A 25,059-nucleotide genomic window follows, 5' to 3' on the forward strand; every position below is an offset into this window, starting at 1 on the left:
GTTCCAAGCGCCAGGAGCCTGCATGCAATATACCACGCTCGGCCGGACCGGTCTGCGGGTCAGCGTCGCCGGCCTGGGCTGCGGCGGCTTCAGCCGGCTGGGCCTCGGCACCGGGCGGTCCAGCGAGCACGCGGAGGGCATCGTCCGCCAGGCGCTCGACCTTGGCGTCAACCTGATCGACACCGCGGCGGTGTATGGCACCGAGGACGTGGTCGGTGCGGCGCTGCGGGGCGTGGCGCGAGACAGCGTGGTGGTCTGCACCAAGGCATCGAAGCCGCCTGGCGCCGCGGCGTTCAGCGTTGACGCGGTGGTCCGGAGCCTGGATGCGTCGCTGCGCCGGCTTGGGCTGGATCATGTCGACGTGTTCCAGCTGCATGCCGTCCCGCCGGCCGCCTACGACCATGTCCGGGAGGCGATCGCGCCGGCGCTACTGAAGCAGCGGGAGCGCGGCAAGTTCCGCTTCCTGGGCATCACCGAGACGGCGCCGAACGACCCCGGTCAGATCATGCTGAACCGGGCCGCCAGGGATGAGCCGTGGGATACAGCGATGCTGGCGTTCCATCTGATGGACCAGGTGGCACGCACACAGGTGTTTCCCCATACCATCGCCAACCGGATCGGTACGCTGATGATGTTCGCGGTGCGAAGCATCTTTGCCCGACCGGCGCAGTTGGCGGCAACCATGCGGGACCTGGCCAAAGCCGGTCAGGTCCCGGCGTGGCTGGCGCAGACCGATGATCCGCTGTCGTTCCTGATCCACGACGGGGGCGCCAGCAGCCTGACCGATGCCGCCTACCGCTACGTGCGGCATGAACCGGGCGTCGATGTCGTGCTGTTCGGCACCAGCGACGCCGCGCATCTGCGTGCCAACGTGGCCTCGATCCTGAAGCCGCCGCTGCCAGAGGTGGATCGGGTGAAATTGCGGGAGCTGTTCAGTCACTTGCGTGGCGTTGGGCTGGAGGTGCCCCCGGCGCGGGCACGCTGACTGCGCCGGGGGCGGGTGGCGGTTATCTCGGGCCTTGGTATTTCGCCAGGTAGTCGACGATCGCCGGCACGTCGGCTTGGTTGACCGGGGCTTTGTATTGGCCTCGCATCTTTTCGATCTCGGCCTGCCAAGAGGCGCGCGTCAGTGTCGGCTGGTTGAGCACCATGCCGGCGGAATGGCAGGTCAGGCAGTTGGCGTTGATCGCCTCGGCGTCGCCGCCGCCGGGAAAGGTGCGCTCGCTGTTCGGCAAGTCGACGCTGACCGAGTGTAGCCTTATTCCGTCCGCCGAGACGCTCGGCGCGGCAGGGGGCGCCGGTTGCTGGGCGATGGCCGGCCTTGCGACCAGGGACACCCCGATGCCGAGACCGGCGATGACGCCAAGGGTTATGCAGCGGGACATTGCGAGCCTCCTGGGTCAGGCTACGGTGATGCGGGCGGTCTCGATGACGTTTCGCATGAAACCGGCCGGGTTCCAATTAGGTTCGGCCGATTGCTCAACCTTGTCGGTGTTAGTGCAGCGCAGTTTCAGCGTCAGCAAACCGGATGCCGGCGCGGCGATGTCGGCGTTCCACTGGCGGAAGGCGTAGCTGCCATAATCAGGACCCAGCGCGGTTGGCTGCCAGGTGTGGCCGTCGTCGAGCGAAAGATCGACGCGCGCCACGCCGCGATCGCCGCCGAACGCGATGCCGCGGACCGGCACCCTTGCGCCGGGCTTGACGGTGGTTGCGTCTGTTACATTGGTGAAGAACGACCGCGGCAGCATCCGGTTGATCGGAACGGTTTTGAAACCGGTTGTCCCCGGTGCGACGTTGGCGCGCGGCGTGTCGGGGATACGGTAGGCCGTCGCCATCCAGAAATTGTCATCCGGGGCGGCCAAAACCTCGATATCGTTCAGCATCTTGACCCAGTAGGTCGAATACCATCCCGGAACGACCAGGCGGAGCGGGAAACCGTTGAGCAGCGGCAACTGCTGATGGTTCATCTGATAGGCGAGCATCACCTCACCGTCACGCGCATGATCGATGCTGAGCGACTTCATGAAGTCTGGCGCGGCTTCGACGACGGGCTGGTCCAGTCCGTTGCAGCGGACCGCGACCGCGCCGGACTTGACGCCGGCTCGGTCCAGCACGTCGCGCAGCCGGACCCCGGTCCATCTGGCGTTGCCCATGGCGCCGTTGCCCCACTCACCGCCGGCTACCCTCGGCTGGAAGAAGCCGCGTGAGTTGCCCGAGCACTGATTGACCGCGGCGATCTCGAACCGCGGCAGTGCCAGCAGGTCCGCCATCGACAGCGACAACGGCGCGTTGACGTGGCCGCGCACCGCAAGCTTGAACGCCGCTACATCGATCTGTTCGGGGATCGCCGCCCAGTGCCAGCGGACGAAGAACTGGTCGTTGGGCGTGAACAGGTCACGATCGAATACCTGGAACGGGGTCTCCAGCAGCGGCGGGCGGGTCCGCTGCAACAGCATTTCCGCTTTTTGCGGGAAGGCAGTGGTGAGGTCGCGCTGATCCGATCCGCCGGGCAGGCCAAGTTCGACGGACTTGTCGGCGCGGGCACGCCCGGCGCCGATCGAGGCGGTGAGGATGCCGGCTGCACGCAGGAAGCGCCGCCTGGCCAACGGGTCTTGCCGGAACTGCACCATGGTCGATTTCCCCCTTGCGATGCTGCGCGATCTCGATCGGGGTGTCGCGCTGCATTGAGCGAGCGGTGGTAATAACAAGATTGGGTTTGGAAGGGTAATCGCATGTGGATTTTCTATCGGCGCCATTCGCCGGACGCGGCGTGACAGGGAAGCGGTTTGGAACCGCAGATGCACGCCGATGCACGCCGATAGGAGTTCCGCTGAAAAATGGGTTCCAATCCTTTGCATATCCTTTCCGCATCGGTGGTGCGTTTGGACAAATGCAATTGCCCTGGGGTTCGGGCGGCACAGGTGGGCGGTCGATCACATCGTTGGGATGATGGTCGTGAGAGTGTCACCGTTTGGACGCTGCCTTGCTGACCGGCTAGTGCACCTCGGTCGGCACTACGCTGATACTGTTGAACGGCGAGCCGTTGATCAGCTTCGTGCTCACGACCGTATAGACCAGGACGTGCTTTTCGCGATCCAGCGAACGGTGGATCTGAAAGGTCTTGAAGAACAGTGACGCCTGGGAGAACCCGATCACCTCGGTGCGTGGCAGGGAGTCCGGCAGGGTGATCGGCCCGACCGCTCGGCAGGCGATCGAGAACCGGCTGGGGTCCTGGGCGAAACCCAGGCCGCCCTTGATGCCGCCGGTCTCGGCACGTGACAGATAGCATGACACACCGCTGACGCGCGGGTCGTCGTAGCGCTCGACGACGATCTTGTCGTCCGGTCCGAGCCAGCGGAAGCTGGTGTTGATGGAATCGATGCGGGTCTGGGCGAACGCCGCGGCGGACGAAACGGCCAACCCGGCCAAGACGGCGGCCAAATACGGAAAACGGATCAAATCACCCCCTCGCGCGGCAGCATGGGTTCGCGCAGCCGCTGCGCCAACTGTAGCAGGATCGCCGCCGTGGCGCCCCAGATGAAATGCTCCGGATGCGGCCACACCCAGTATTCGCGCCAGAGGCCGCCGACGTGCTGGCGCTGCCGGCTGGGCGAGGCGGGATCGAGCAGCACATGCATCGGCAACTCGAAGATCGCGTCCACCTCGTGTGCGGACAGTCGATAGGTCAGCGCTGGGGGCACGACGGCCAATACCGGCGTGATGCGGTAGCCGGTGCCGGTCACATGATCGCTCAGTCGCCCGAGCACTTCGACCGAAGCGGGGTCGAGGCCGATCTCTTCGTGCGCCTCGCGCAGTGCGGCGGCTTCGGGGCTGCTGTCCTCGGGATCGATGCGGCCGCCGGGAAAGCTGATCTGGCCGGGATGGCGGGTCAGGTGGGAGGTGCGCTTGGTGAGCAGAACCGATGGCTGTTCGCCCAACACGATCCCGACCAGCACGGCGGCCGGTACCGGTGAACGCCCCAGGTCATCGATCACCTCGTCGCCGAGGATCGGGTCGGCGACATCGGACCGGGCGACGATCTCGGCCAGTCGCAGTCGAAATGCGTCCGGCGTCACGCCTCGCCGGGCGGCAGTTCGCCCAGGGAAAAGAATTTGCCGCGGCTCCAGACGCCCAGCATCCGGCTGTTGCCGACCCATTCGGGGACGCCGAGGGCGACCAGTTCGTAGTACGTTGCGCGATTGATGCGAGCCTCGACCGCGAGGTGCTGGGCGGCGCCGGGACGCAGCATAATATAAGGAGTCGGCTCGCAGGTGATTACATCATGGGAGACCCGGATCGGGTGGTCCGGTCCCGCCGTCACCACCTCATCGATGTTGGTGCGGAGGGACAGCACCTGATGGCGGCCGTCGCCGGTCCAATCCAGTTCGACCGCGACGAACGGTGCGTCCTCGACCTGGATGCGGCCGCGTTCGGCTGGGGTCTGCAGCCACCAACTGCCATCCTCTTCGCGGCGCAGCACACTGGCGAACAGGCAGACGAGTTCCTTGCGGTTGATCGGCGTGCCGCGGTACAGCCAGGTGCCGTCGCGCTTGATCAGGAACGGCAGATCACCGCACTCGGTCACATGGCGCGCGGGCCTGGCTTGGCGGACCCGATTGGAACACACGGCAAGCGCCAAGTCTGTTGCAGACCCGACCAGCTTCGCGGCGGCAAGGTCAATGGGCGCGCTGGTCTGATTCACCTGACTTGCCTCCCTGGGAAGCAACGCTTCCTTATCAAGGCGCGATATAGGGAGCATCCCCCGGCCGGGGAAAGGGCCTATATGGTTCGAACGAGTTAAACGCGGAGAGTAACATCCATATGTCGGGCGGTATGGCTGACACGCCACAGGCGGGCGTGAACCGGGCTGGTCCCATCGGCACCGATCCGAATGCGGTGCTGGCAGCGGCGGAAGCGCTGGGCGCGCAGATCGTCCAGGTGCGCGGCGCGATCGGGCGGGTGATCTTCGGCCAGGACGAGGTGATCGATCAATCCTTGATCACATTAATGTCGGGCGGCCACGTGCTGCTGGTCGGCGTGCCAGGGCTGGGCAAGAGCCGGCTGGTGGAGACGCTGGGCGTGGTGCTGGGCATGGCGACCAAGCGGATCCAGTTCACGCCGGACCTGATGCCGGCCGATATCGTCGGCAGCGAGGTGCTTGACGAGACTGATGGTCGGCGGGCGTTCCGCTTCGTCCCCGGCCCGGTGTTCTGCCAGTTGCTGATGGCCGACGAGATCAACCGAGCCAGCCCGCGCACGCAGTCAGCGCTGCTGCAGGCGATGCAAGAGCAGCGCGTCGCCGTCAGCGGCGTGGAGCACGCCCTGCCCCGCCCGTTCCACGTGCTGGCGACGCAGAACCCGATCGAGCAGGAAGGCACCTATCCGCTGCCCGAGGCGCAACTGGATCGGTTCCTGCTGGAGGTCAACGTCAGCTATCCCGACCTCGGCGCGGAGCGCACCATGCTGCTGGCCACCACCGGGGCGCAGGAGGCCAAGCCGCTGCAGGCGATGAGCGCGGATGATCTGGCCATGGCGCAAGCCCTGGTGCGCCGGTTGCCGATTGGAGAAAAGGTGGTGGAGGCGATCCTGGCGCTGGTGCGCGGCTGTCGGCCGGAAACCGCCGGCGATGAGATCGTGCGGCGTCACGTCGCCTGGGGACCGGGTCCGCGCGCGGCCCAGGCGCTGATGTTGGCGTCGCGTGCCCGCGCGTTGCTGAGCGGACGGCTGGCGCCCAGCGTCGACGACATCGTCGCCCTGGCTCGTCCGGTGCTGCGCCATCGCATGGCGCTGAGTTTCTCGGCACGCGCCGATGGGGTGATGCTGCCCGAGGTGATCGACCGGCTGGTCGGAAAGATCGGGTAGGGCGATGGCCAACGATGCCCTGGCCGCCGAAGCATTGGGGGCGCGGCTACCGGCGCTGTTGATCGCGGCGGATCGGGTTGCCTCGACCGTGGCCCAAGGTGTGCATGGCCGGCGCCGTGTCGGACAGGGTGACAGTTTCTGGCAGTTCCGCCGGTTCGTCTCGGGCGACCCGCTGGGGCGGATCGACTGGCGGCAATCGGCGAAATCCGGGCGCGGCGCGCCGGACGGCTGGTTCATCCGCGAAACCGAATGGGAAGCGGCGCAAACCGTTTGCCTGTGGCGCGACACGTCGTCGTCGATGCGCTGGCGATCGCGCCAGGTGGCGGTGGAAAAGCGCGACCGGGCAAATCTGCTGTTGCTTTCGCTGGCGTCCTTGCTGCTTCGTGGCGGCGAGAGAGTGATGATGATGCAACAAGGTGCCCGTTCGGTGACCAGCCGGACCGGCCTCGACCGATTGGCGGCGGAACTGGACAATGTAAACAGCTCAGCCACGGCGAACGACGAAGCCGGGCTGCCGCCCGATGTGCGATTGCCGCGCCATGGAACGGTGGTGCTGTTCAGCGACTTCCTGTCGCCGCTGGATGAAATCCGCGCCCTGATCGGACGCTTTGCCGCGGTCCCGGTGACCGGCTACCTGCTGCAGATCCTGGATCCGGCGGAAACCGCGCTGCCGTATCAGGGGCGCATCCGCTTCCGCGGCTTGGAGCACGACGGCGATGCGCTGATCCCACGCGTCGAGTCGGTGCGCGATGCGTACGCCGAACGGCTGCGGGCGCAGCAGGACGGGGTGGCCTCGATCAGCGCCAGGGCGGGCTTCGGTTTCGGCGTGCATCGCACCGACCAGCCGCCGGAGATGGCGTTGCTGACGCTGTACCAGGCACTGGCGGCGCGATGAGGTCCGGCCCAGGTGGCATCGGAGGCGGGGGCGGCTCCCGGGGCGGCGGCGGATGATCTTCGTCGCGCCTTGGGTGCTGGTCGGGCTGCTGGCGTTGCCGTTGCTGTGGTGGCTGCTGCGGGTAACCCCCCCTGCCCCGCGCTCCGAAGTGTTTCCCGCCGTGCGTTTCCTGTTGGGCTTGAATGCCACCGAGGAAACCCCGGCGCGCACGCCTTGGTGGCTGCTGGCGCTGCGGCTGGTGGCGGCCGGGCTGGTGATCGTGGCCCTGGCGCGTCCGGTGATCGATGCCGGTGCGGCGTTGGCGGGGCGTGGTCCGGTGCTGCTGGTGATCGACAACGGCTGGGCCTCGGCGAACGACTGGGTGCGGCGCAAGGAGGCCGCCGGCGCACTGCTGGACCGAGCCGAACGCGCCGGGCGCAAGGCGGCGCTGCTGACCACGGCGCAGGACGGCAGCGGCGCCGCGATCGCGGTTTCGGCCAGCATGCCGGTGACCGAGTTGCGCGCTCGTCTGGCCGCCTTGCAGCCACAGCCTTGGCCGTCGGATCGAGCCGCCGCGGCCGAGGCGATCGGCGCCTGGCGCGATCACGCTGGGGGATCGGTGATCTATGTGCCGGATGGGCTGACCGACGGCGCCGACTTCGACCGCTTCGCGGCAGCGTTGCGCGGTGTCGGACCGGTGACCGAAATCTGCTGCGATACCGCCTCGGCGCCGCTGTTGCTGGCGCCGACCAGCGAGGCCGACCGGCTGGTGGCGCATCTGGCGCAGGCGCCGCGCGGTGCGCCGACGCAGGCCAGCGTGCTGGCGCAAAGCGGCGACGGGCGGACCCTGGCGCGGACCGAGATCAGCGTTCCCGCCGGTGCCTCGGTGGGTTCGGGGCCGATCACGCTGCCACCGGAAGTGCGCAACCGGCTGACCCGACTGGTGCTGGAGGGCCCGCCCAGCGCGGGGTCCGTGGTGTTGCTGGACGAACGCTGGCGGCGGCGGCCGGTGGGATTGCTGTCGGGTGATCTGGCGGCGGCGGACACGCCGTTCACCGGGTCGATCTACTTCCTGAAGCGGGCGCTGGAACCGTTCACCGAGTTGCGCGAGGGCGATGCCGCGACGTTGCTGAAGCGCGACATCTCGGTGCTGGTGCTGGCTGACAAACCGTTGCCGGCCGGCGTGGAGCGAGACGCGCTGGAGGCTTGGGTGCGCAAGGGCGGCCTGCTGATCCGCTTCGCCGGACCGCGCACCGCCGAGGCGGCAACCAACGACACCGACACGCTGCTGCCGGTGCGGCTGCTGGCCGGCGACCGGCAATTGGGCGGGGCGATGTCGTGGAGTCAGCCGGCCGGGCTGGCACCGTTCGCGGCGCAGTCCCCGTTTGCCGGCCTGGCGGTGAGCGACGATGTCAAAGTGACGCGACAGGTGCTGGCCGAACCCAGTGCCGATCTGGCCGGGCGCACCTGGGCGGCGCTGCAGGATGGCACGCCGCTGGTGACCGAGGTGCCGTTCGGCGCCGGTCGGGTGGTGCTATTCCATGTCACCGCCAATGCCGATTGGTCGAATTTGCCGCTGTCGGGGGCTTTCGTCGACATGCTGCGTCGGCTGGTGGAGCTGTCGGTGGGCGTAGCCGGCACTCCGGGAAGCGCCACGCTGGCGCCGGCCGAGACGCTGGACGGGTTCGGGCTGTTGTCGCAGCCGCCTGCGGCGGCGACCGGGCTGCGGGCCGACAAGTTTGCCGCGACCACGGTGTCGCCGCGGCATCCGCCAGGCCTGTATGGGCCCGAGAACGGGCGCCAGGTGCTGAATCTGGCAAACCGTATCGCGGCGCCCGAAGCGGCCCCGCCGATTTCCGCTGCCACGCTGGAAACGGTCAGGGGTTCGGCGCGGGAGCGTGCGCTGGGACCGCCGATGCTGGCTTTGGCGATCCTGCTGCTGTGCGTCGATACGGTGATCTCGCTGGGTTTGCGCGGGTTGCTGCGGGCGCGGGTGTCGGCCACCGCAGTGGCGCTGCTGTTGCTGCTGACGCCGGCGGCGCAGGCGCTGGACAGCAGCCCCAACCCGGCGATCGACACCAGGCTGGGCTATATCGTGTCGGGTGACACGCAGGTGGACAGCGTCGCCAAGTCCGGGTTGGAGGGGCTGTCGGAATATGTCAACGCGCGCACCGCGGCGACGCTTTACGAACCCGATGCGGTGCAGCCGGGTCAGACCGACCTGAGCCTTTACCCGCTGCTGTATTGGCCGATCACCGCCGACGCGGCGGAATTGAGCAGCGCCCAGGCGACAGCGCTGAACGACTACATGAGCCGCGGCGGGATCATCGTGATCGACACCCGCGATTCCGGTTCGGGGGCCGGCTTTGCACCGGGCACCGAGGACGCCCTGAAGCGCATCGCCCGCAGCCTGATCATTCCTCCGCTGGCGCCGCTGACCGGGGAGCACGTGCTGTCGCGGGCGTTCTATCTGCTGTCGGATTTTCCTGGCCGTTTCACCGGAGACACGGTCTGGGTGCAGCGCGACCAGGATCGCACCAATGACAGCGTCAGCCCGGTGATCATCGGCGGCAATGACTGGGCCGCCGCGTGGGCGATGAACCCCGACGGCAGCAATCCGTACGCGGTGATCCCGGGCGGCCAGCGGCAGCGCATCCTGGCCTATCGATTTGGCGTCAATCTGGTGATGTACGCGCTGACCGGGAACTATAAGGGCGATCAGGTACACGTGCCGGCGATCCTGCAGCGGCTGGGCCAGTGATGCATCCCGAACAGGTCATTGCCGCGGTGCGGTTCGATCCGCTGCTGCCGGTCTGGCTGCTGGTGGCGCTGGGCGCGCTGTCGTTGGCGGTGGTGGGCTTGGGGCTCTGGCGGCGCGGTCGGGGCACGTTGTTGCGGCTGGCGGCCTTCGCGGTGCTGCTGCTGTGGTTGGCTGGCCCCAGACTGGTGCAGGAGACCCGGCAATCGCTGCGCGATATCGGTCTGCTGGTGGTGGATCAGTCGGCCTCGATGGGCGTCGGCGATCGAGCGCACCTGGCCGAGGTCGCGCGTCAGTCGATCGAGGCGCAGGCGGCGCATCTGTCCGATCTGGAACTGCGTACCGTCACGGTGCCGGAGTCCGGCAATGCCGGCACGCAATTGTTCGCCGCGGTGAACCGGGCGCTGGCCGATATCCCGCGATCGCGGCTGGCCGGGACGATCGCGATCACCGATGGGCAGGTGCACGACCTGCCGAAGACCGCGCCCGGCGGCGCGCCGCTCAATCTGTTGCTGGCCGGGCGCGGTGAGGAGACCGACCGGCGGCTGCGGGTGATCGAGGCGCCGGGCTACGGCATCGTCGGCAAATCGGTCACCCTGCGGGTGGCGATCGACGACCTGGGGGTCGGCAGCCACACCGACTCCGCGACGTTGACGGTGCGCCGCGACGGGCAGTTGTTCCGCACCGAAAGCGTGCCGGTCGGCACCGAACAGCGGATCGAGGTGCCGATCACGCGGGCCGGGCCGACGGTGATCGAGATGGCCGCCAGTCCGCTGCCCGGCGAGGTGTCACAGTTGAACAACCGCGCCGTGGTGGAAATCAATGGGGTGCGCGACCGGTTGCGGGTGCTGCTGATTTCGGGCGAACCGCACCAGGGCGAGCGCACCTGGCGGCGGCTGCTGAAGGCCGACCCGTCGGTCGATCTGGTGCATTTCACCATTCTGCGGCCGCCGGAAAAGGATGACCGCACGCCGCTGAACGAATTGGCGCTGATCGCCTTCCCCGTGCGCGAGTTGTTCGTCGACAAGATCGGCGAGTTCGACCTGATCATCCTGGACCGGTTCCAGAACCGTGGGCTGCTGCCGCTGCCGTATCTGGCCAACATCGCCAACCGGGTGCGCCAGGGCGGCGCGCTGCTGATGAGTGTCGGACCGGAGTTTACCGGCGCCACCAGCCTGGCGGCAACGCCGCTTGGGTCGGTGCTGCCGGGCGCTCCGGCGCGGACCGATGCGGTGATTGACGGCCGGTTCCGGCCCTGGGTGACCGCGCTCGGCCAACGCCATCCGGTGACCGAGGATTTGCTTGGCGCCAATCCGCCGGTTACCGGTCCGACCGGCAGCAATCCGCCTGGGCCCGACGAGAAGGGTCCGACCTGGGGACCCTGGTACCGCCGGATCGAGCCTGGTCCGATCAGCGGCGAAGTGTTGCTGCGCACGCCCGACGGACAGCCCTTGCTGGCGCTGGACCATGTCGGACTGGGCCGTACCGCGCTGTTGTTGTCGGACCAGATCTGGCTATGGTCGCGCGGCCATGACGGCGGCGGCCCGCAGGCCGAACTGCTGCGGCGGATCGCGCACTGGCTGATGCAGGAGCCCGACCTGGAGGAGAATGCGCTGACCGCCAGGGTGGCGGACGGACGGTTGCGCATCGAGAACCGGTCGACCGATCTGGGGCCGCCGGGCGACGTGGTTGTGACCGATCCGGACGGCAAGAAGGACACGGTGGCGTTGCACGAGGATTCGCCGGGCCGCGCAACGGCGGCCAGGGCGGCGACGGTTCCGGGGGTCTGGCAGGTGACGCAGGGAAGCGGGCCGGGGGTGAGGACAGCCTATGCCGCGGCAGGCGCGGCCAATCCGCCGGAGCTGGCCGACCTGCGGGCTACGGCGACGGTGGCCGGACCGTTGGCCAGGGCTTCGGACGGCGGGGTGCATTGGCTGGCGGGCGGCCGAGCGGGGGTCGAGGTGCCGGAATTGCGGCGCACCGAGGACGACCGGTCGGCCTCGGGCAGTTCCTGGATCGGGTTGCAGCGGCGGCACGACCATGTGGTGACCGGTGTCGCGGCGCTGGAGTTGCTGCCGGGATGGCTGTCGCTGCCAGTGATGGTCGGGCTGCTGGTATTGGGCTGGCGGCGGGAGGGTCGGTAGGTCCGGAGTGCGGTTGGTCCCGGCCGCTGCGCCCGGGCGGCCCGAACGGATGGTGGCGACCGCCCGGCGAGGAGCCACGGATTTGGTTGCAATTCGATAATCCCACGGGCAATCTCTGCATTCCGCTTACGTCAAGTAAGAAACCGATAGGTCAACGGGACTACCGTAAATGGCCGTCGCAGCATGGGAAACAGCGGATGCCGAACGTTGTCGTGCCTGGTAATTTCCGCGCGGCGCCGCCGCACGTCGCTCTTGGCCGCGACATGATTGGGCCGGCACCGCCCGAGCCGCTGCGGGCGCTGACGGTTCCCAGCCTGCTGGATCGGACCGTGGCGGCGTTTGCCGACCGCCCGGCGCTGTCGTTCCAAGGCCGGAAGTGGAGCTATGCGCAACTCGCTGCCCAGGTTGAGCGGGCCACCGCCGGATTGCAGCAACTCGGGTTGCGACAGGGCGACCGCATCGGCCTGTGCCTGCCGAATACGCCGTACTTCGTGATCTTCTACTACGCGGCGCTGAAGGCCGGATTGGTCGTGGTCAACTACAATCCACTCTATGTGGCCAGGGAACTGCGCCAGCAGATCGAGGACTCCAACACCACCACGATGGTGGTGCCCGACCTTGCCGCGATCCACGACAAGGTCGTTGCGATCGAAAGCTTAACCCGGATCATCGTCTGCCCGTTCGCCGCGGCGTTGCCGAAGGCCAAGCGGATGGCGTTTTCACTGCTGAAGCGCGGCATGCTGGCAAGACCAGCCTATGGGGAACGGTTGGTGGCGTATTCGCGGGTCGTGGTTGACGGCGCCGCGCCGCAACCGGTGGCGATCGATCCAGGCGACATCGCGGTGCTGCAATACACCGGCGGCACCACCGGGCGGCCGAAGGGCGCCATGCTGACGCACGCCAACCTGTCGATCAACGCGCAGCAGACTACCCACCACATGCCCAGCATGCGTCCAGGCGAAGAGAGGATGATGAGCGTGCTGCCGTTCTTCCACGTGTACGCGATGACCTCGGTGCTGAATGGCGGCATCAGCATGGGCTGCGAGCTGATCCTGCATCCGCGCTTCGAGATCGGCGCGATGATGACGTCCCTGGTGCGCGACCGCCCGACCATCATGCATGCGGTGCCGACGATCTATAACGCGATCGCCACCGCGGCGGAGCGGAACCGGGTCGACATCTCCAGCCTGCGGGTCTGCGTGTCGGGCGGCGCACCGTTGCCCGCCGAGGTGCGGGAGCGCTTCCAGAGGCTGACCGGCTGTCGGGTCATCGAGGGCTACGGACTGACCGAAGCCTCGCCGGCGGTGACGTCCAATCCGCCGGACGGCACCATCCGCCCGGATTCGGTCGGCATCGTGCTGCAGGACACCGCGGTGGAAATCCGCGCGCTGGACGACATCAACCGGATCCTGCCGTGCGGCGATCGCGGCGAGATCTGTGTGCGCGGCCCGCAGGTGATGCAGGGCTACCTGAACCGCCCGGAGGAAACCGCCGCCAGCTTCATCGACGGCGCGCTGCGCACCGGCGATGTCGGCTACCTCGACGTCGACGGCTATCTGTTCGTCACCGACCGGATCAAGGACCTGATCATCTGCAGCGGCTACAACGTCTATCCAAGGATTATCGAGGACGCGCTGTACGAGCATCCGGCGGTGGCCGAGGCGATCGTCATCGCCATCCCCGACGCCTATCGTGGCCAGGCGCCGATGGCATTCGTCACGCTGCGCGAAGGCGAATTGCGCTCGGGCGATGAACTGCGCGACTTCCTGCGCGACAAGCTGTCGGCGATCGAGATGCCGGTGTGGGTCGAGATCAGGACCAGCCTGCCAAAGACCGTGATCGGCAAGCTGTCGCGCAAGGAACTGATCGCCGAGGTCGCGGCTGCCAAGCCGGTTTGACGTCAGCCAGTTGACCTATAGGTCAGTCGAACCTATAGCCCGGCGATGCCGCAACCGCGCCTCTATACAGTAACCGAACTGGCCCACGAACTTGGCATGACCGCGCGCGCGGTCCGCTTCTACGAAGACAAGGGCCTGATCAGTCCGCGGCGGGCCGGCACCACCCGGGTCTATTCCGGCCGCGACCGCGCCCGCATGATCCTGATCCTGCGCGGCAAGCGGCTGGGCTTTACGTTAAGCACGATTAAGGAATATCTCGACCTGTACGATGCCGACATCACCCAGCACGCCCAGCTTCGGCTGCTGCTGGGGGCGGTCGGCCGGCGGCGCGACCAACTCGTGGCCCAGCGTCAGGCGATCGATGACGCGCTGTCCGAACTGGCCGATATCAGCACACAGGCCGAAGCGGCTTTGAGTTCACCGGCTGCTCGCGGCCGGCGCGCCGCCGGCGGCTGAAGCAGAGGGGACAACCAATGACCAACGCGGTGATCGCCGGCTATGCCAGGTCGCCTTTCCACTTCGCCGGCAAGGGCGGCCTGGCCAGGGTGCGGCCCGACGACCTGGCCGCGCAGGTGGTCCGAGCACTGATCGGGCGCAGCGGGGTAAGACCGGAGGATATCGAGGACATCATCGTCGGCTGCGCGTTTCCCGAGGCCGAACAGGGCCTCAACGTCGCCCGCCTGATCGGATTCCTGGCCGATTTGCCGCTGTCGGTTGCCGGGGTCACGGTCAATCGTTTCTGCGGGTCCTCCATGCAGTCGATCCATATCGCCGCCGGTCAGATCGCGCTGGGCGCCGGGGAGGTGTTCATCTGCGCCGGGATCGAAAGCATGACCAGGGTGCCGATGATGGGCTACAATCCGCTGATCAACCCGACCCTGATGCAGGCGATGCCCGCGGCCTATGTCGGCATGGGCGAAACCGCCGAGAACGTCGCCCGCAAATGGCAGATCCCACGCGCGGCGCAGGAGGCATTCGCGGTCCGCAGCCATCAGCGCGCCGCCGCCGCTGTTGCCGCCGGCAATCTGGCGGGAGAGATCGTGCCGATCACCAGCAAGGGCGGTACGGTCGAACAGGACGGATGCATCCGCGCGGATACCACGTCGGCCACGCTGGCTGGTTTGAAGCCGGCGTTCGACAAGGACGGCAGCGTGACGGCAGGCACGTCCTCGCCGCTGACCGATGGCGCCGCGGCCGTGCTGGTTTGCAGCGAGAGTTATGCCCGGACGCACGGTCTGCGGCCGCTGGCGCGGATCAGGTCGATCGCCGTCGCCGGCTGCGCACCCGAGGTGATGGGTATCGGCCCGGTTGCCGCCGCCCGGAAAGCGCTGTCGCGGGCGGGGATCGAAATCGGCGCGATCGATGTGGTGGAGCTGAACGAGGCGTTCGCCAGCCAGGCGCTGGCGTGTGCCCAGGAACTTGGCATCCGCGACGAAATTTTGAACCTAGACGGCGGTGCCATCGCGCTGGGTCATCCGCTGGGCGCGACGGGTGCTCGGATCACCGGCAAGGCAGCCTCGCTGCTGGCGCGGAGCGGTGGGCGTTATGCGCTGGCGACACAGTGCATCGGCGGCGGCCAGGGTATCGCCACGATCCTGGAACGGGTGTGATGGACGGCCCGATCAGGCGAGTGGGGATCATCGGTGCCGGCACAATGGGGGCCGGCATCGCCGCCCAGGTCGCCAATGCAGGCGTGCCGGTGGTGCTGCTGGACCTGGTGCCGGACGGGAGCGGCAATCGCAACGCGCTGGCTGAGGGTGCGATCGGCCGGCTGCTTAAGGCGGACCCGGCCGCGTTCATGCACGACGCCGCAGCTCGGCTGATCGAAGCGGGCAATCTGGATGACGACCTGGGCAAGCTGGCCGACTGCGACTGGATCATCGAAGCGGTGGTGGAACGGGCCGACGTCAAGCGGGCGCTGTATCGCCGGCTGGAGGGCGTGCGCCGCCTTGGCAGCGCGATCAGTTCCAACACCTCGACGATCGCGCTGAAGGTGCTGACCGAGGGCATGGGCGAGGCGTTTCGGCGGGACTTCCTGATCACCCATTTCTTCAACCCGCCGCGCTACATGCGGCTGCTGGAGATCGTATCCGGCTCGGACACCGCGGCGCGGACCGTGGCGGCGGCGGCGGAATTCGCCGATGTGGCGCTGGGCAAGAGCATCGTGCGGTGCGCCGATAGCCCTGGCTTCATCGCCAATCGGCTTGGCATCTACTGGCTGCAGTCGGCGCTGGTGGAGGCGATCGACCAGGGGCTGACGGTGGAGGAGGCGGACGCGGTGATCGGGCCGCCGATGGGCATCCCGAAGACCGGGGTGTTCGGGCTGATGGACCTGGTCGGCATCGACCTGGGACCGCAGGTCAACGCGTCCATGCGGGCGGTGCTGCCGAAATCCGATGCGTTCCACCAGGTGGACCGCGACGTGCCGCTGATCGGGCGGATGATCGAGCAGGGCTTGACCGGGCGGAAGGGCAAAGGCGGATTTTATCGGCTGGATCGGTCGGACGGGGGACGCCGCAGGCTGGCGATCGATCTTGCCACCGGCGCGTATCGGCCGGAGCAAAAGCCGGTGCTGGCGGAGCTTGATGCCGCCGGACGCGATCTGCGAATGCTGCTGTCCGCGCCGGGCAGGATCGGAACCTATGCGTTTCGGGTGCTGGCCCAGACCATTGCCTATGCCGCGACGTTGATCCCCGAGGCGGCGGGGTCGATTGCCGACATCGATACCGCGATGCGGCTGGGATACAACTGGCGGTGGGGGCCGTTCGAGCTGGCCGACAGGCTAGGTTCGGACTGGCTGGTCGAGCAGCTTGCGGCGCGGGCCCTGGCGGTGCCGAAGCTGCTGGCGGATGCCGCCGGTGCGCGGTTTTACCGGCTGGAAGGCGGCAGGCGGCAATATCTCGGGACCGATGGCGGCTATCATGACATCGAGCGAGCGACCGGGGTGCTGTTGCTGGAGGACATCAAGCTGGCGGCTGACCCGGTCCTGCGGAATGGATCGGCGGCGTTGTGGGATATCGGCGATGGCGTCGCTTGTTTCGAGTTCACGTCGAAGTCGAACGCGCTGGACCAGCACAGCATCGAACTGCTGGGGCAAGCGATCGAGGTGGTCGGTGCGCGGTTCAAGGCTCTTGTAATCTATAACGAGGCCGGCAACTTCTCGCTGGGCTTTAACCTTGGGCTGGCGCTGTTTGCCGCCAATATCGCTGCCTGGGGCGAGATCGAAAAGTCGATCGCGGCCGGCCAGCGTGCCTACAAGGCACTGAAATACGCGCCGTTCCCGGTGGTCGCCGCGCCCGCCGGCATGGCGCTGGGCGGTGGCTGCGAAATCGTGCTGCATGCCGACGCGGTGCAGGCGCACGCGGAGACCTATCTGGGTCTGGTGGAATGCGGGGTCGGCTTGATACCGGGCTGGGGCGGTTGCGGCGAGATGCTGGCGCGCTGGCGGGCGGACCCCAAACTGCCGCTTGGTCCGATGCCGGCGGTGGCGAAGGTGTTCGAGGCGGTCAGTTCGGCTGATGTGTCGAAGTCGGCGCAGCAGGCGATGGAGAAGAAGTTTCTGCGCCCGGGCGATGGGATCAGCATGAACCGAGACCGGTTGCTGGCGGATGCAAAGCAGCGGGCCCTGTCGATGGTGGATGGCTACGCCCCGCCGCGACCGCCGGAGTTCGCATTGCCGGGTCGGTCGGGCCAGGCGGGGCTTGCCTCGGCGGCGCAGGGCTTCCATCGGCGCGGGTTGGCCACCCGGCATGACCTGGTGGTCGCCGAGGCGCTGGCCGAGGTCCTGTGCGGTGGCGATGCCGACATCATCGATACGATTAGCGAACAGCAGTTGCTCGATCTGGAACGCAGTGCGTTCATGCGGCTGGCCCGCACCAATCTGACGCTGGCGCGGATCGAGCACACGCTGGAGACCGGCAGACCGTTGCGGAATTAGAGCGAAATCGTCGGAGGCGGAACCGCCGGAGACGTGAATTTCGCTCTCAAACCAGGGTTTAGAGCGGTGTCCGTGAACCAAGGTGAACGGATACCGCTCTAGTTCAGGCGGGGGCGAACAGGCGGTTGTCGCCGGCCGGCGTTTGGGTTGATTGCGGATCGACATGGCCTTGGAACGCAGCGTCGCGCTGTAGCACCGGAAGCACGTCCTCGGCGAACAGCCGCATGTTCAGCTCGGCCAGATGGTGGGGCATGCTGCCGAAGGAGAACTCCGTCACCAGGTGATCCATTCCGGTCAGGCGACGAAGTTCCGCGATCTGCTGGATGCAGTCATCCGGCGTGCCGACGATCTGGATGCTGAGGTAGAAATCCGTGGCCTTGGCGCGGAAGCTCTCATCCTTCATCTTGGTGTAGGTCTTGGCGAGTTTGCCATAGGACTCGTAGCCTTTCACCGCCGCCAGGTGACCGTCGGAGAAATGGTAGTGGTTGTCGATGGAATCCCATTTCTCGCTGAGATATCGCATGGCCCAGTCGCGGGCTTGCTGCCTTGTCGGCGCGCAGGCGACGTTGGTCAGGATGATCGGCGGGCGTGGGGTGTGACCGACGCTTTGGACCATTTCGCGGTAGCGGTGGACGTCCTCGGCGGCCTTGGGCCATTCGTTCTGCATCACGATGAGCAGGCCAAAACCGAGCTTGGCCATGACCTCGGCGGATTCGGGGCTGACGGAGGAGGCGTAGAAACGACGTTCCGGATGAGAAATGGGTCTTGGTCGGATGGATACGCTGGGGATGTTGTAGAATTCGCCTTTCCAGTCGAAGACGTCCTCGCTGAGTGCCTTGATGATCAGTTGTGCCGCCTCGACGAAGCGCGGCCTGGCTTCCTGCATCGGGATGCGGAAGCCGGCGTATTCGGCGCTGGCGGCGCCACGGCCAAATCCCATCAGTGTGCGGCCGCCGCTGATCACGTCCAGCAGCGCGATCTGTTCGGCGACGCGGATCGGGTCGTGCCAGGGCAGCACGATGACGCAGGTTCCCAAGGTGATGCGTTTGGTGCGGCCGGCGTAATAGCTGAGTAATTGCAGAGGCGCCGGAGACATCGAGTAGCCGGTGAAGTGATGTTCCAGCGCAAACAGCGAATCAAAACCGAGCGGTTCGGCGAGATCACCGAGCGCCGTGTGTTCGCCATAGAGGGCGGCGTCCGGGCGTCCGGGTTGGGCGAGGACGCTGAGAGCGGTTCCGACTTTCATGGTCTCCTCCGAACGCTATCGAAGCGGCGAACAGGGTGCCGGCATGACCAGCTTGTTTTCCTGCTTCAGCACCAGACCGGACGCGGCGCCGCCGGGCGGCCACACACCACGGGCGACGGCGTCGGCTCGGATTCGCTGGCGTTCGTTGGCGTCGGCGTATGCCCAGATGTGGACCCATTTGTTGAGCGCGCCGAATTCGGAGTACCAGGCCCCGACCAGCGGCGAAAGCTTTACCCGCTGATCGATTTTGGCGGCCCAGCGTTCGATCATCCCGGGGAGTGCGCCGGAGGCCAGGGTGTACGACCTGATTTCGAACAAAGGTCCGACCTGGCGCGGTTCCAGGGGCGGCGAGAACGGTGCCGGAATGAACGCCTCGGTCTGCATGGTCACGACGAATTCCTGGATCGGCGGCGGCCAGACTTCGGTTTTTATCGCCTCGGCGCGGATCGCGCCGCGCTGTTCGAAGCTGTCGTAGGTCCAGACATGGGTGATCTCGTTCAGCGGACCGACTTCGGTGTGCCAGAGCGCCGCCAGCCTGGAGAGTTTTTCTCGGCGCGGCAGCCACTCGCCGAAGCGCTTTTCGACCTCGGCGACCGATCCGGGCTTCAGTTGATAGGTCCGGACTTCGATGATCATTGGCGTTCTCCCATCCCGAGGCGAACGATATCGGGATGGGGCGGTTTTGTCACATCATTGGGACGGCTTGTCGTCGGTCTTTTCGATATTCTCCTTGCCGGTCCGCGTGCCGCCGAAGCGATCGGCGCCCTGCTGGTCCGGGGTGCCGGGCTTCTTGTGGTTGCCGGTGTTCTGCTGGGTTTCGGTATGTTCGACGGAATGTTCGGTGTGGGGCTGTTTCATGGCCGCTTGCTCCTGTTGGCGGCAGCGATAACGGCTCAGCCGCCGAATGGTTTATGCCGCCAACAGATGACAGGCCGCATGGTGATCTGGGCCGGCCGGCCGCATTGCCGGTTCCTGACTGCGGCAGACCGGCATGACGTGCGGGCAGCGGGTGTGGAACCGGCATCCCGAGGGCGGTGCGAGGGCGGTTGGAATGTCGCCGGTCAGGCGCGGCCGCGCGCCGGCGCCGCGTCTGCGCTGTGATGGGTGGGTGATCGGCACCGAGGCCAGCAACGCCTGGGTGTAGGGGTGCGATGGACGCGCGTATAGCGACCGCTTGTCGGCGATCTCGACCACCTTGCCGAGATACATGACGGCAACCCGCGTCGAGATGTGTTTCACCACGCCGAGATCGTGGGCGATGAACAGATACGTCAGCTTGAGTTCGCGTTGCAGGTCGGACAGCAGGTTGACGATCTGCGCCTGCACCGAAACGTCGAGCGCCGAGACCGGTTCATCGCAGATCACCAGTTTCGGGCGCAGGATCAAGGCGCGCGCGATGCCGATGCGCTGCCTTTGGCCGCCGGAAAATTCGTGCGGGAAACGATACCGAGCGCCGGCGGCCAAACCGACCATGTCGAGCATCGCCGCGACGGCCTCACGCGTGGCGCCGTCGCGGCGCGCGCCGTGGATCAGCAACGGCTCCATCACCGTCTGTTCGACCGACATACGCGGGTTGAGCGATCCGAACGGATCCTGGAACACGATCTGCATGCCGCGCCGAACCGCCCGCAGCCGCTTGGGACCGAGGGTCATGATGTCGATGCCGTCGAACACCACCTGGCCCGAGGTCGCCGGCATCAACCGGATCAGCAGGCGCCCCAGGGTGGATTTGCCGCAGCCGGATTCGCCGACCAGGCCCAGGGTTTCGCCGGACTGGATGGTCAGGTCGACACCGTCCACCGCCCGCAACGCGGTCCTGGAGCGGCGGAACAAGCCACCCGTCTCGACCTCGAAATGTTTGACCAATCCGACCGCCTGCACCAGGGCCATCAGGCGATCTCTCCGGCTCGGATGCAGGCCGTGGTGTGGTCCGGCTGCACGGTCCGCAACGGCGGGATCGCTTCACCGCAGGCCGGCAGGGCGTGCACGCACCGAGCCGAAAACCGGCATCCGCTGGGACGCCTCGACGGCTCCGGCAGATTGCCCGGAATGGCGATCAGCCGGTCGTGATCCTGATCTAAGGTCGGCACGCAGGACAGCAGGCCGCTGGTGTAGGGATGCGACGGATGATCGAACAGCCGGCCGACCGGGGCCTGCTCGACGACGCGCCCGGCATACATCACCAGCACGCGGTCGGCGGTTTCGGCGATCACCCCCATGTTGTGGGTGATCATGATGATTGCCATGCCGAACTCGTCACGCAGATCCAGCAGCAATTCGAGGATTTGTGCCTGTATGGTCACGTCCAGCGCGGTGGTCGGTTCGTCGGCGATCAGCAGGCGCGGGCGGCAGACCAGCGCGATCGCCAGCATCACCCGCTGGCGCTGACCGCCCGAGAGCTGGTGCGGATAATCCGCCATGCGCCTGGCGGCGGACGCAATGCCGACTTTCTCCAGCATGCCGACAGCGCGGGCGAAGCTGTCCCGGCGCGACAGGTTTTCGTGCGCCTGGAGGGTTTCGACGATTTGCTCGCCGATGGTGAAGACCGGGTTCAGCGAGGTCATCGGCTCCTGGAACACCATGGCGATTCCGGGGCCGCGCAGGCGCTGCATCGATCGGTTGGAGAGTTGCAGCAGATCCTGGTTCTCGAACTGAATGCTTCCGCCGCGGATGCGGGCGGCGGGGCGCGGCAGCAGGCCCATGATGGCGAGGGCGGTGACGCTCTTGCCGCTGCCGGACTCGCCGACGATGCCGAGGATTTCGCCCTTCTGAAGGTTGAAGGAGACGTTCTCGATGGCGGTCAGCTCGCCGCTGCCGGTGTGGAACGAGGTGGTGAGGTCGCGCACCGCCAGCAGGGTCATGCTTGGCCGCGATTCATTGCTGGATTCTCAGCCTGGGATCGAGCACGTCTCGTAGCCCGTCGCCCAGCAGGTTCAGGCCGAGCACGGTAATCATGAGGGCGGCTCCGGGGATGGTGATGATCCAGGGTGCGTCGGTCATGTATTGGCGGCCTTCGGCCATGATGTTGCCCCAGGTTGGCGTTGGTGGCACCGCGCCGACGCCCAGGAACGACAGCGTGGCCTCGGTCAATACGGCGTAGGCGAACAGAAACGAAAGCTGCACGATCAACGGCGCCATCGCGTTGGGCAGGATGTGCCCGCGCAGGATTCGCCAATGCCCGGCACCGGCGGCCCGCGCCGCCTGCACATACTCCATCTCGCGCAGCACGATGACCGAGGATCGCACGATGCGCGCGGTGCGCGGTGTATAGACAATTGCCAAGGCAATGATCACGTCGTTGACCGACGGTCCCAGCACGGCGGTGACGCCGATCGCCAGGAGCACGGCCGGAAATGCCATCAGCGCGTCGTTGATCCGCATCAGTCCGTTGTCGAGGCGCCGGAAGTAGCCGGCGGCCGCGCCGATGGCGGTGCCCGCCACCGCGTTGATCGCCACCACCGCGCCGCCGATGAACATCGAAAGCTCGGCGCCCCACACCACGCGGGACCACAGCGAGCGGCCGAAATTATCGGTGCCGAAAATGAACTCGGCGCCCGGCGGATGGAACTTCATGCGCATCGACAACTTGTTGGGATCGAGCGGCGCGATCACCGGGGCGGCGATCGCGGCCAGCAGGATGATGCCGAACAGCACCGCGCCCGAGAGGAACAGCTTGTGGTGCAGCAGGCGTCGCACGATGGATCGAAACGGCCCGGCTCGGTCAGGCTCCATCATAGCGCACCCGTGGATCGAGCAGGGCATAACACACGTCGACCAGGATGTTGACCCCAACCAGCAGCGCGGTGGTGATCAGCAGGCCGCCCTGCACCATCGGGTAGTCGCGGTTCAGCACCGCCTGGGTCAGCAACTGGCCGATACCCGGGATCGAGAACAGCGTCTCCACCACCACCGAACCGGAGATCAGCAGGCTGACGATGATCCCGACAACCGTGATGATCGGGATCAAGGCATTCGCCAGCGCGTGTTTCATCACCACCAATCTATCAGGCAGCCCCTTTGCCCTGGCTGTGCGGATGTAGTCCTGCCGCAGCACCTCCAGCATGGTCGATCGGGTGATCCGCGCCAGCAGTCCGGCGAGCAACAACGCCAACGCGATCGCCGGCATGGTCGAGGTCGCCAGCCAGCCGAACGGGTCCTGGGTCAGAGCGACGTAGCCTCCGGTTGGCAGCCAGCGCAGATCGACCGCGAACACGATAATCATCAACAGGCCGAGGTAGAAGCTGGGCACCGAGATGCCGATCATCGCCAGCACCATCGCGGCCTGATCGATCCAAGTATTCTGCCGCAGCGCGGCCACGATGCCGCTGATCAAACCCAAAAACAGCGTCAGCACCAGCGCATAGGCGGACAGCGCCAGCGTGACCGGCAATCGCTGCATGGTAGCCTGCACGACCGGCTGGCCCAGCAGCAGTGACCGGCCAAGATTGCCGTGCAGCAGGTTGGCATACCAATCCCAGAGCTGCGATAGCAGCGGCTGATCGAGCCCAAGGTCGCGTCTGATATTGGCGACCTGTTCGGGGGTGGCGGACATGCCGGCAATCGCTATCGCCGGGTCGCCCGGGATCAGGTGGATCATGGCAAACGTGATCAAGCTGACAATCAGCAGGATCGGCAGCGCACCCAGCAGCCTGTGAACCAGAATGGCGCCCATCAGGCGCCGGTCAATGCGTGTTCACGACGTTGGAGTCGCCTGAGGCGTTGGGGCTAAACCAGGCATTGGCCATGCGCGGGATGCGAAACGGGACGAAACCGGCGACGGTGGAACGGACCGCCTGGACCTTGGTGAAGGACCCGAACGGGATCGCGTAAACCCGGTCGAGCACCAGCTTCTGCATGCGGGCGAAAGCCTGTTGCCGACCCTGTTGTGTCGGCAGTCTGTTCATGTCGTTCCAGGCGGCCAGCACATCGGGGTCGTCCTTGCCATCCATCGGCTTGTAGCTGGCGTTCGGCTGCACCAGGAACTGCATCGTCGCCAGCGCACCGAGCGCGGGCTGGGTGCCCCAGCCGGTGAAGTGAAAGTTCCAGCCTTTGGTGGTGTTGAGCGCCATTTGCACCGAGGTCGGCCAGTCCACCACCTTCATCTGCGCGTTGATGCCGACCGCCTGCAATTGCTGCTGCATCACCAGCGCGGAGTTGTACATCGGCGCGTAGTCCTTGTTGGTCAGCAGCACCACCGGTTCGCCCTTGTAGCCGGCCTCGGCGAGATACTTCTTGGCCAATTTCGGATCATGCAGATTGTAGGTGTCCTTGCCGGCATCGGTGTAGTCAGGCTGATTCGGATACTGGAATCCGACGTTCAACTGATAGTTGCCGTCGGACGCCGCATCCATGATCTCGTCCATGTCGAGCGCGGCCTGGATGGCCTTGCGCACCAGCAATTTGTCGGTCGGTGGGTTGGAGGTGTTGGGGTTGGCGATCTGGATCCACCAGTGCTTCAGCGGCAGGATGGTGATGTTCTTGTCCTGCTTCAGGTCGGCCACGGATTTCGCCGGCACGTCCTCGACACCCTGCAGCTCGCCGGTGCGCAGGCCAGCCACCCTAGCACCGGGTTCGGCAACGATACGAAATGTCACCGTATCGAAGCAAGCTTGCTTGTAGCCGCCGAAGCCGGTGCGCTGCTGGAAGCTGGTGTTGGGCTTGTAGCCGTCGAATCGTTTCAGCTTGACCGCGCTGCCAGGCACGGATTGGACCAGCTCATAAGGCCCGGTGCCGATCGGGTGGGTCAGTTGCTGGGCCGGCACGTCGCGGTCCTCGGCCGGGATGATGACGATGGGAACGCTGAACGACGACAGTGCCTCGATGAAGGTGGGCTGGATGTTCTTCATATGGATCACGAAGGTCGCCGGATCCGGTGCGTCCCAGCGATCGACGTTGTCGAGCGTGCTGCGCTGGTTGCCGACCTTGGCATACCTGTCGAACGAGGCGACGACGTCGGCCGAGGTCATCGGCTTGCCGTTATGAAAGTGAATACCCTGCCGCAACTTGAAGGTGTAGGTCAGGTGGTCCGGTGCCTCCGTCATGGCGGCGGCAAGTTCCAGGATCGGATGATTGTTTTCGTCCCGGGTCATCAGCGATTCATAGATGTTCATGGCGATGTTACGGGTCGAGATCGTCGCCGATGTCATCTGGTCGAGCGTATTAATATTGGCTTCCTGGCCGAACACGAAGTCGCCCCCGACATGGGGGCATTTGAAGGGGTCGGCTCGCGCGGCGGTGACCGACAGGGCGGCGGCCAGGATGCCGAGCGGGGCGAGAAATCCGCGATTCATCCGATCGTCCCCCGAAGACTGAAACGACGCCGTCCCGTCGCAGGCTTACG

General features: G+C 66.5%; 22 protein-coding genes. 9 read left to right on the plus strand and 13 right to left on the minus strand.

The window, feature by feature from the left end:
- Positions 1–22: 22 nt before the first annotated feature.
- Complete coding sequence (locus ACQY4T_RS20170; protein ID WP_428534354.1) at positions 23–985, plus strand: aldo/keto reductase; 963 nt, start codon at positions 23–25, stop codon at positions 983–985.
- A 22-nt stretch (positions 986–1,007) separates the two neighbouring features.
- On the opposite strand, the gene ACQY4T_RS20175 is transcribed toward ACQY4T_RS20170, so the two are convergent.
- From ACQY4T_RS20175 to ACQY4T_RS20195, 5 genes are all read right to left on the minus strand, one after another.
- Positions 1,008–1,385, minus strand: a complete 378-nt coding sequence (locus ACQY4T_RS20175) for a hypothetical protein (protein WP_428534356.1) — start codon at positions 1,383–1,385, stop codon at positions 1,008–1,010.
- Between the two features lie 15 nt (positions 1,386–1,400).
- A complete protein-coding gene (locus ACQY4T_RS20180) occupies positions 1,401–2,630 on the minus strand; it encodes a molybdopterin-dependent oxidoreductase (RefSeq protein WP_428534358.1) in 1,230 nt (409 codons plus the stop codon).
- A 364-nt stretch (positions 2,631–2,994) separates the two neighbouring features.
- Complete coding sequence (locus tag ACQY4T_RS20185) at positions 2,995–3,459, minus strand: CreA family protein (RefSeq protein WP_428534360.1); 465 nt, start codon at positions 3,457–3,459, stop codon at positions 2,995–2,997.
- Positions 3,456–4,076 (minus strand): CoA pyrophosphatase, encoded by a 621-nt coding sequence (locus ACQY4T_RS20190; RefSeq protein WP_428534362.1) that lies wholly within the window; start codon positions 4,074–4,076, stop codon positions 3,456–3,458. Before ACQY4T_RS20190 ends, ACQY4T_RS20185 begins: the two co-directional genes overlap by 4 nt.
- Positions 4,073–4,702, minus strand: a complete 630-nt coding sequence (locus tag ACQY4T_RS20195) for a DUF1285 domain-containing protein (protein WP_428534364.1) — start codon at positions 4,700–4,702, stop codon at positions 4,073–4,075. The genes ACQY4T_RS20190 and ACQY4T_RS20195 overlap by 4 nt, the downstream gene beginning before the upstream one ends.
- Before the next feature lie 131 nt (positions 4,703–4,833).
- Here ACQY4T_RS20195 and ACQY4T_RS20200 point away from each other — a divergent pair, with 131 nt between their 5' ends.
- From ACQY4T_RS20200 to ACQY4T_RS20235, 8 genes are all read left to right on the plus strand, one after another.
- Entirely contained in the window at positions 4,834–5,862 is a 1,029-nt protein-coding gene (locus tag ACQY4T_RS20200; protein ID WP_428534366.1) for an AAA family ATPase, read from the plus strand.
- Positions 5,863–5,866: 4 nt separating this feature from the next.
- A complete protein-coding gene (locus ACQY4T_RS20205) occupies positions 5,867–6,757 on the plus strand; it encodes a DUF58 domain-containing protein (RefSeq protein ID WP_428534368.1) in 891 nt (296 codons plus the stop codon).
- Positions 6,758–6,809: 52 nt separating this feature from the next.
- Positions 6,810–9,497, plus strand: a complete 2,688-nt coding sequence (locus ACQY4T_RS20210) for a DUF4159 domain-containing protein (RefSeq protein WP_428534370.1) — start codon at positions 6,810–6,812, stop codon at positions 9,495–9,497.
- Complete coding sequence (locus tag ACQY4T_RS20215) at positions 9,497–11,638, plus strand: hypothetical protein (protein ID WP_428543004.1); 2,142 nt, start codon at positions 9,497–9,499, stop codon at positions 11,636–11,638. The genes ACQY4T_RS20210 and ACQY4T_RS20215 overlap by 1 nt, the downstream gene beginning before the upstream one ends.
- Positions 11,639–11,835: 197 nt before the next feature.
- Positions 11,836–13,536, plus strand: coding sequence for a long-chain-fatty-acid--CoA ligase (locus ACQY4T_RS20220; RefSeq protein WP_428534372.1), 1,701 nt, complete (start codon positions 11,836–11,838; stop codon positions 13,534–13,536).
- 45 nt (positions 13,537–13,581) lie between these two features.
- Entirely contained in the window at positions 13,582–13,992 is a 411-nt protein-coding gene (locus tag ACQY4T_RS20225; RefSeq protein WP_428534374.1) for a MerR family transcriptional regulator, read from the plus strand.
- A 17-nt stretch (positions 13,993–14,009) separates the two neighbouring features.
- Positions 14,010–15,146: a thiolase family protein gene (locus ACQY4T_RS20230; protein ID WP_428534376.1), complete on the plus strand. Its 1,137-nt coding sequence runs from the start codon at positions 14,010–14,012 to the stop codon at positions 15,144–15,146.
- Complete coding sequence (locus ACQY4T_RS20235; RefSeq protein WP_428534378.1) at positions 15,146–17,473, plus strand: 3-hydroxyacyl-CoA dehydrogenase NAD-binding domain-containing protein; 2,328 nt, start codon at positions 15,146–15,148, stop codon at positions 17,471–17,473. Before ACQY4T_RS20230 ends, ACQY4T_RS20235 begins: the two co-directional genes overlap by 1 nt.
- 103 nt (positions 17,474–17,576) lie before the next feature.
- Here ACQY4T_RS20235 and ACQY4T_RS20240 read toward each other — a convergent pair whose 3' ends face one another.
- Genes ACQY4T_RS20240 through ACQY4T_RS20275 form a run of 8 tightly spaced genes read right to left on the minus strand, consistent with a single transcriptional unit; the run spans position 17,577 to position 25,009 of the window.
- Positions 17,577–18,719 (minus strand): LLM class flavin-dependent oxidoreductase, encoded by a 1,143-nt coding sequence (locus tag ACQY4T_RS20240; protein ID WP_428534380.1) that lies wholly within the window; start codon positions 18,717–18,719, stop codon positions 17,577–17,579.
- 15 nt (positions 18,720–18,734) lie between these two features.
- The gene (locus tag ACQY4T_RS20245; protein ID WP_428534382.1) at positions 18,735–19,355 is read right to left on the minus strand and encodes an NIPSNAP family protein; all 621 of its coding nucleotides are present in this window, start codon (positions 19,353–19,355) and stop codon (positions 18,735–18,737) included.
- Between the two features lie 54 nt (positions 19,356–19,409).
- Positions 19,410–19,577 carry a hypothetical protein gene (locus ACQY4T_RS20250; protein WP_428534384.1) on the minus strand — a complete coding sequence of 56 codons (168 nt, stop codon included), beginning with the start codon at positions 19,575–19,577 and terminating at the stop codon, positions 19,410–19,412.
- A 51-nt stretch (positions 19,578–19,628) separates the two neighbouring features.
- Positions 19,629–20,609: an ABC transporter ATP-binding protein gene (locus tag ACQY4T_RS20255; RefSeq protein ID WP_428534386.1), complete on the minus strand. Its 981-nt coding sequence runs from the start codon at positions 20,607–20,609 to the stop codon at positions 19,629–19,631.
- Positions 20,609–21,580: an ABC transporter ATP-binding protein gene (locus ACQY4T_RS20260; protein WP_428534388.1), complete on the minus strand. Its 972-nt coding sequence runs from the start codon at positions 21,578–21,580 to the stop codon at positions 20,609–20,611. The genes ACQY4T_RS20255 and ACQY4T_RS20260 overlap by 1 nt, the downstream gene beginning before the upstream one ends.
- Positions 21,581–21,593: 13 nt before the next feature.
- On the minus strand, positions 21,594–22,451 hold the full coding sequence (locus tag ACQY4T_RS20265; RefSeq protein WP_428534390.1) for an ABC transporter permease: 858 nt from the start codon (positions 22,449–22,451) through the stop codon (positions 21,594–21,596).
- On the minus strand, positions 22,441–23,391 hold the full coding sequence (locus ACQY4T_RS20270; RefSeq protein ID WP_428534392.1) for an ABC transporter permease: 951 nt from the start codon (positions 23,389–23,391) through the stop codon (positions 22,441–22,443). The genes ACQY4T_RS20265 and ACQY4T_RS20270 overlap by 11 nt, the downstream gene beginning before the upstream one ends.
- 10 nt (positions 23,392–23,401) lie before the next feature.
- Positions 23,402–25,009: an ABC transporter substrate-binding protein gene (locus ACQY4T_RS20275; RefSeq protein WP_428534394.1), complete on the minus strand. Its 1,608-nt coding sequence runs from the start codon at positions 25,007–25,009 to the stop codon at positions 23,402–23,404.
- Positions 25,010–25,059 lie beyond the last annotated feature (50 nt).

The sequence above is a fragment of the Rhodopila sp. genome, assembly GCF_965277825.1.
GTDB lineage: Bacteria > Pseudomonadota > Alphaproteobacteria > Acetobacterales > Acetobacteraceae > Rhodopila.

Coding starts and splice junctions, on each gene's coding strand:
- ACQY4T_RS20240 (WP_428534380.1), bottom strand. CDS start 18,719: ATGAAAGTCGGAACCGCTCTCAGCGTCCTCGCCCAACCCGGACGCCCG.
- ACQY4T_RS20265 (WP_428534390.1), bottom strand. CDS start 22,451: ATGGAGCCTGACCGAGCCGGGCCGTTTCGATCCATCGTGCGACGCCTG.
- ACQY4T_RS20180 (WP_428534358.1), bottom strand. CDS start 2,630: ATGGTGCAGTTCCGGCAAGACCCGTTGGCCAGGCGGCGCTTCCTGCGT.
- ACQY4T_RS20245 (WP_428534382.1), bottom strand. CDS start 19,355: ATGATCATCGAAGTCCGGACCTATCAACTGAAGCCCGGATCGGTCGCC.
- ACQY4T_RS20205 (WP_428534368.1), top strand. CDS start 5,867: ATGGCCAACGATGCCCTGGCCGCCGAAGCATTGGGGGCGCGGCTACCG.
- ACQY4T_RS20220 (WP_428534372.1), top strand. CDS start 11,836: ATGCCGAACGTTGTCGTGCCTGGTAATTTCCGCGCGGCGCCGCCGCAC.
- ACQY4T_RS20260 (WP_428534388.1), bottom strand. CDS start 21,580: ATGACCCTGCTGGCGGTGCGCGACCTCACCACCTCGTTCCACACCGGC.
- ACQY4T_RS20230 (WP_428534376.1), top strand. CDS start 14,010: ATGACCAACGCGGTGATCGCCGGCTATGCCAGGTCGCCTTTCCACTTC.
- ACQY4T_RS20215 (WP_428543004.1), top strand. CDS start 9,497: ATGCATCCCGAACAGGTCATTGCCGCGGTGCGGTTCGATCCGCTGCTG.
- ACQY4T_RS20255 (WP_428534386.1), bottom strand. CDS start 20,609: ATGGCCCTGGTGCAGGCGGTCGGATTGGTCAAACATTTCGAGGTCGAG.
- ACQY4T_RS20235 (WP_428534378.1), top strand. CDS start 15,146: ATGGACGGCCCGATCAGGCGAGTGGGGATCATCGGTGCCGGCACAATG.
- ACQY4T_RS20225 (WP_428534374.1), top strand. CDS start 13,582: ATGCCGCAACCGCGCCTCTATACAGTAACCGAACTGGCCCACGAACTT.
- ACQY4T_RS20170 (WP_428534354.1), top strand. CDS start 23: ATGCAATATACCACGCTCGGCCGGACCGGTCTGCGGGTCAGCGTCGCC.
- ACQY4T_RS20275 (WP_428534394.1), bottom strand. CDS start 25,009: ATGAATCGCGGATTTCTCGCCCCGCTCGGCATCCTGGCCGCCGCCCTG.
- ACQY4T_RS20270 (WP_428534392.1), bottom strand. CDS start 23,391: ATGGGCGCCATTCTGGTTCACAGGCTGCTGGGTGCGCTGCCGATCCTG.
- ACQY4T_RS20200 (WP_428534366.1), top strand. CDS start 4,834: ATGGCTGACACGCCACAGGCGGGCGTGAACCGGGCTGGTCCCATCGGC.
- ACQY4T_RS20210 (WP_428534370.1), top strand. CDS start 6,810: ATGATCTTCGTCGCGCCTTGGGTGCTGGTCGGGCTGCTGGCGTTGCCG.
- ACQY4T_RS20175 (WP_428534356.1), bottom strand. CDS start 1,385: ATGTCCCGCTGCATAACCCTTGGCGTCATCGCCGGTCTCGGCATCGGG.
- ACQY4T_RS20250 (WP_428534384.1), bottom strand. CDS start 19,577: ATGAAACAGCCCCACACCGAACATTCCGTCGAACATACCGAAACCCAG.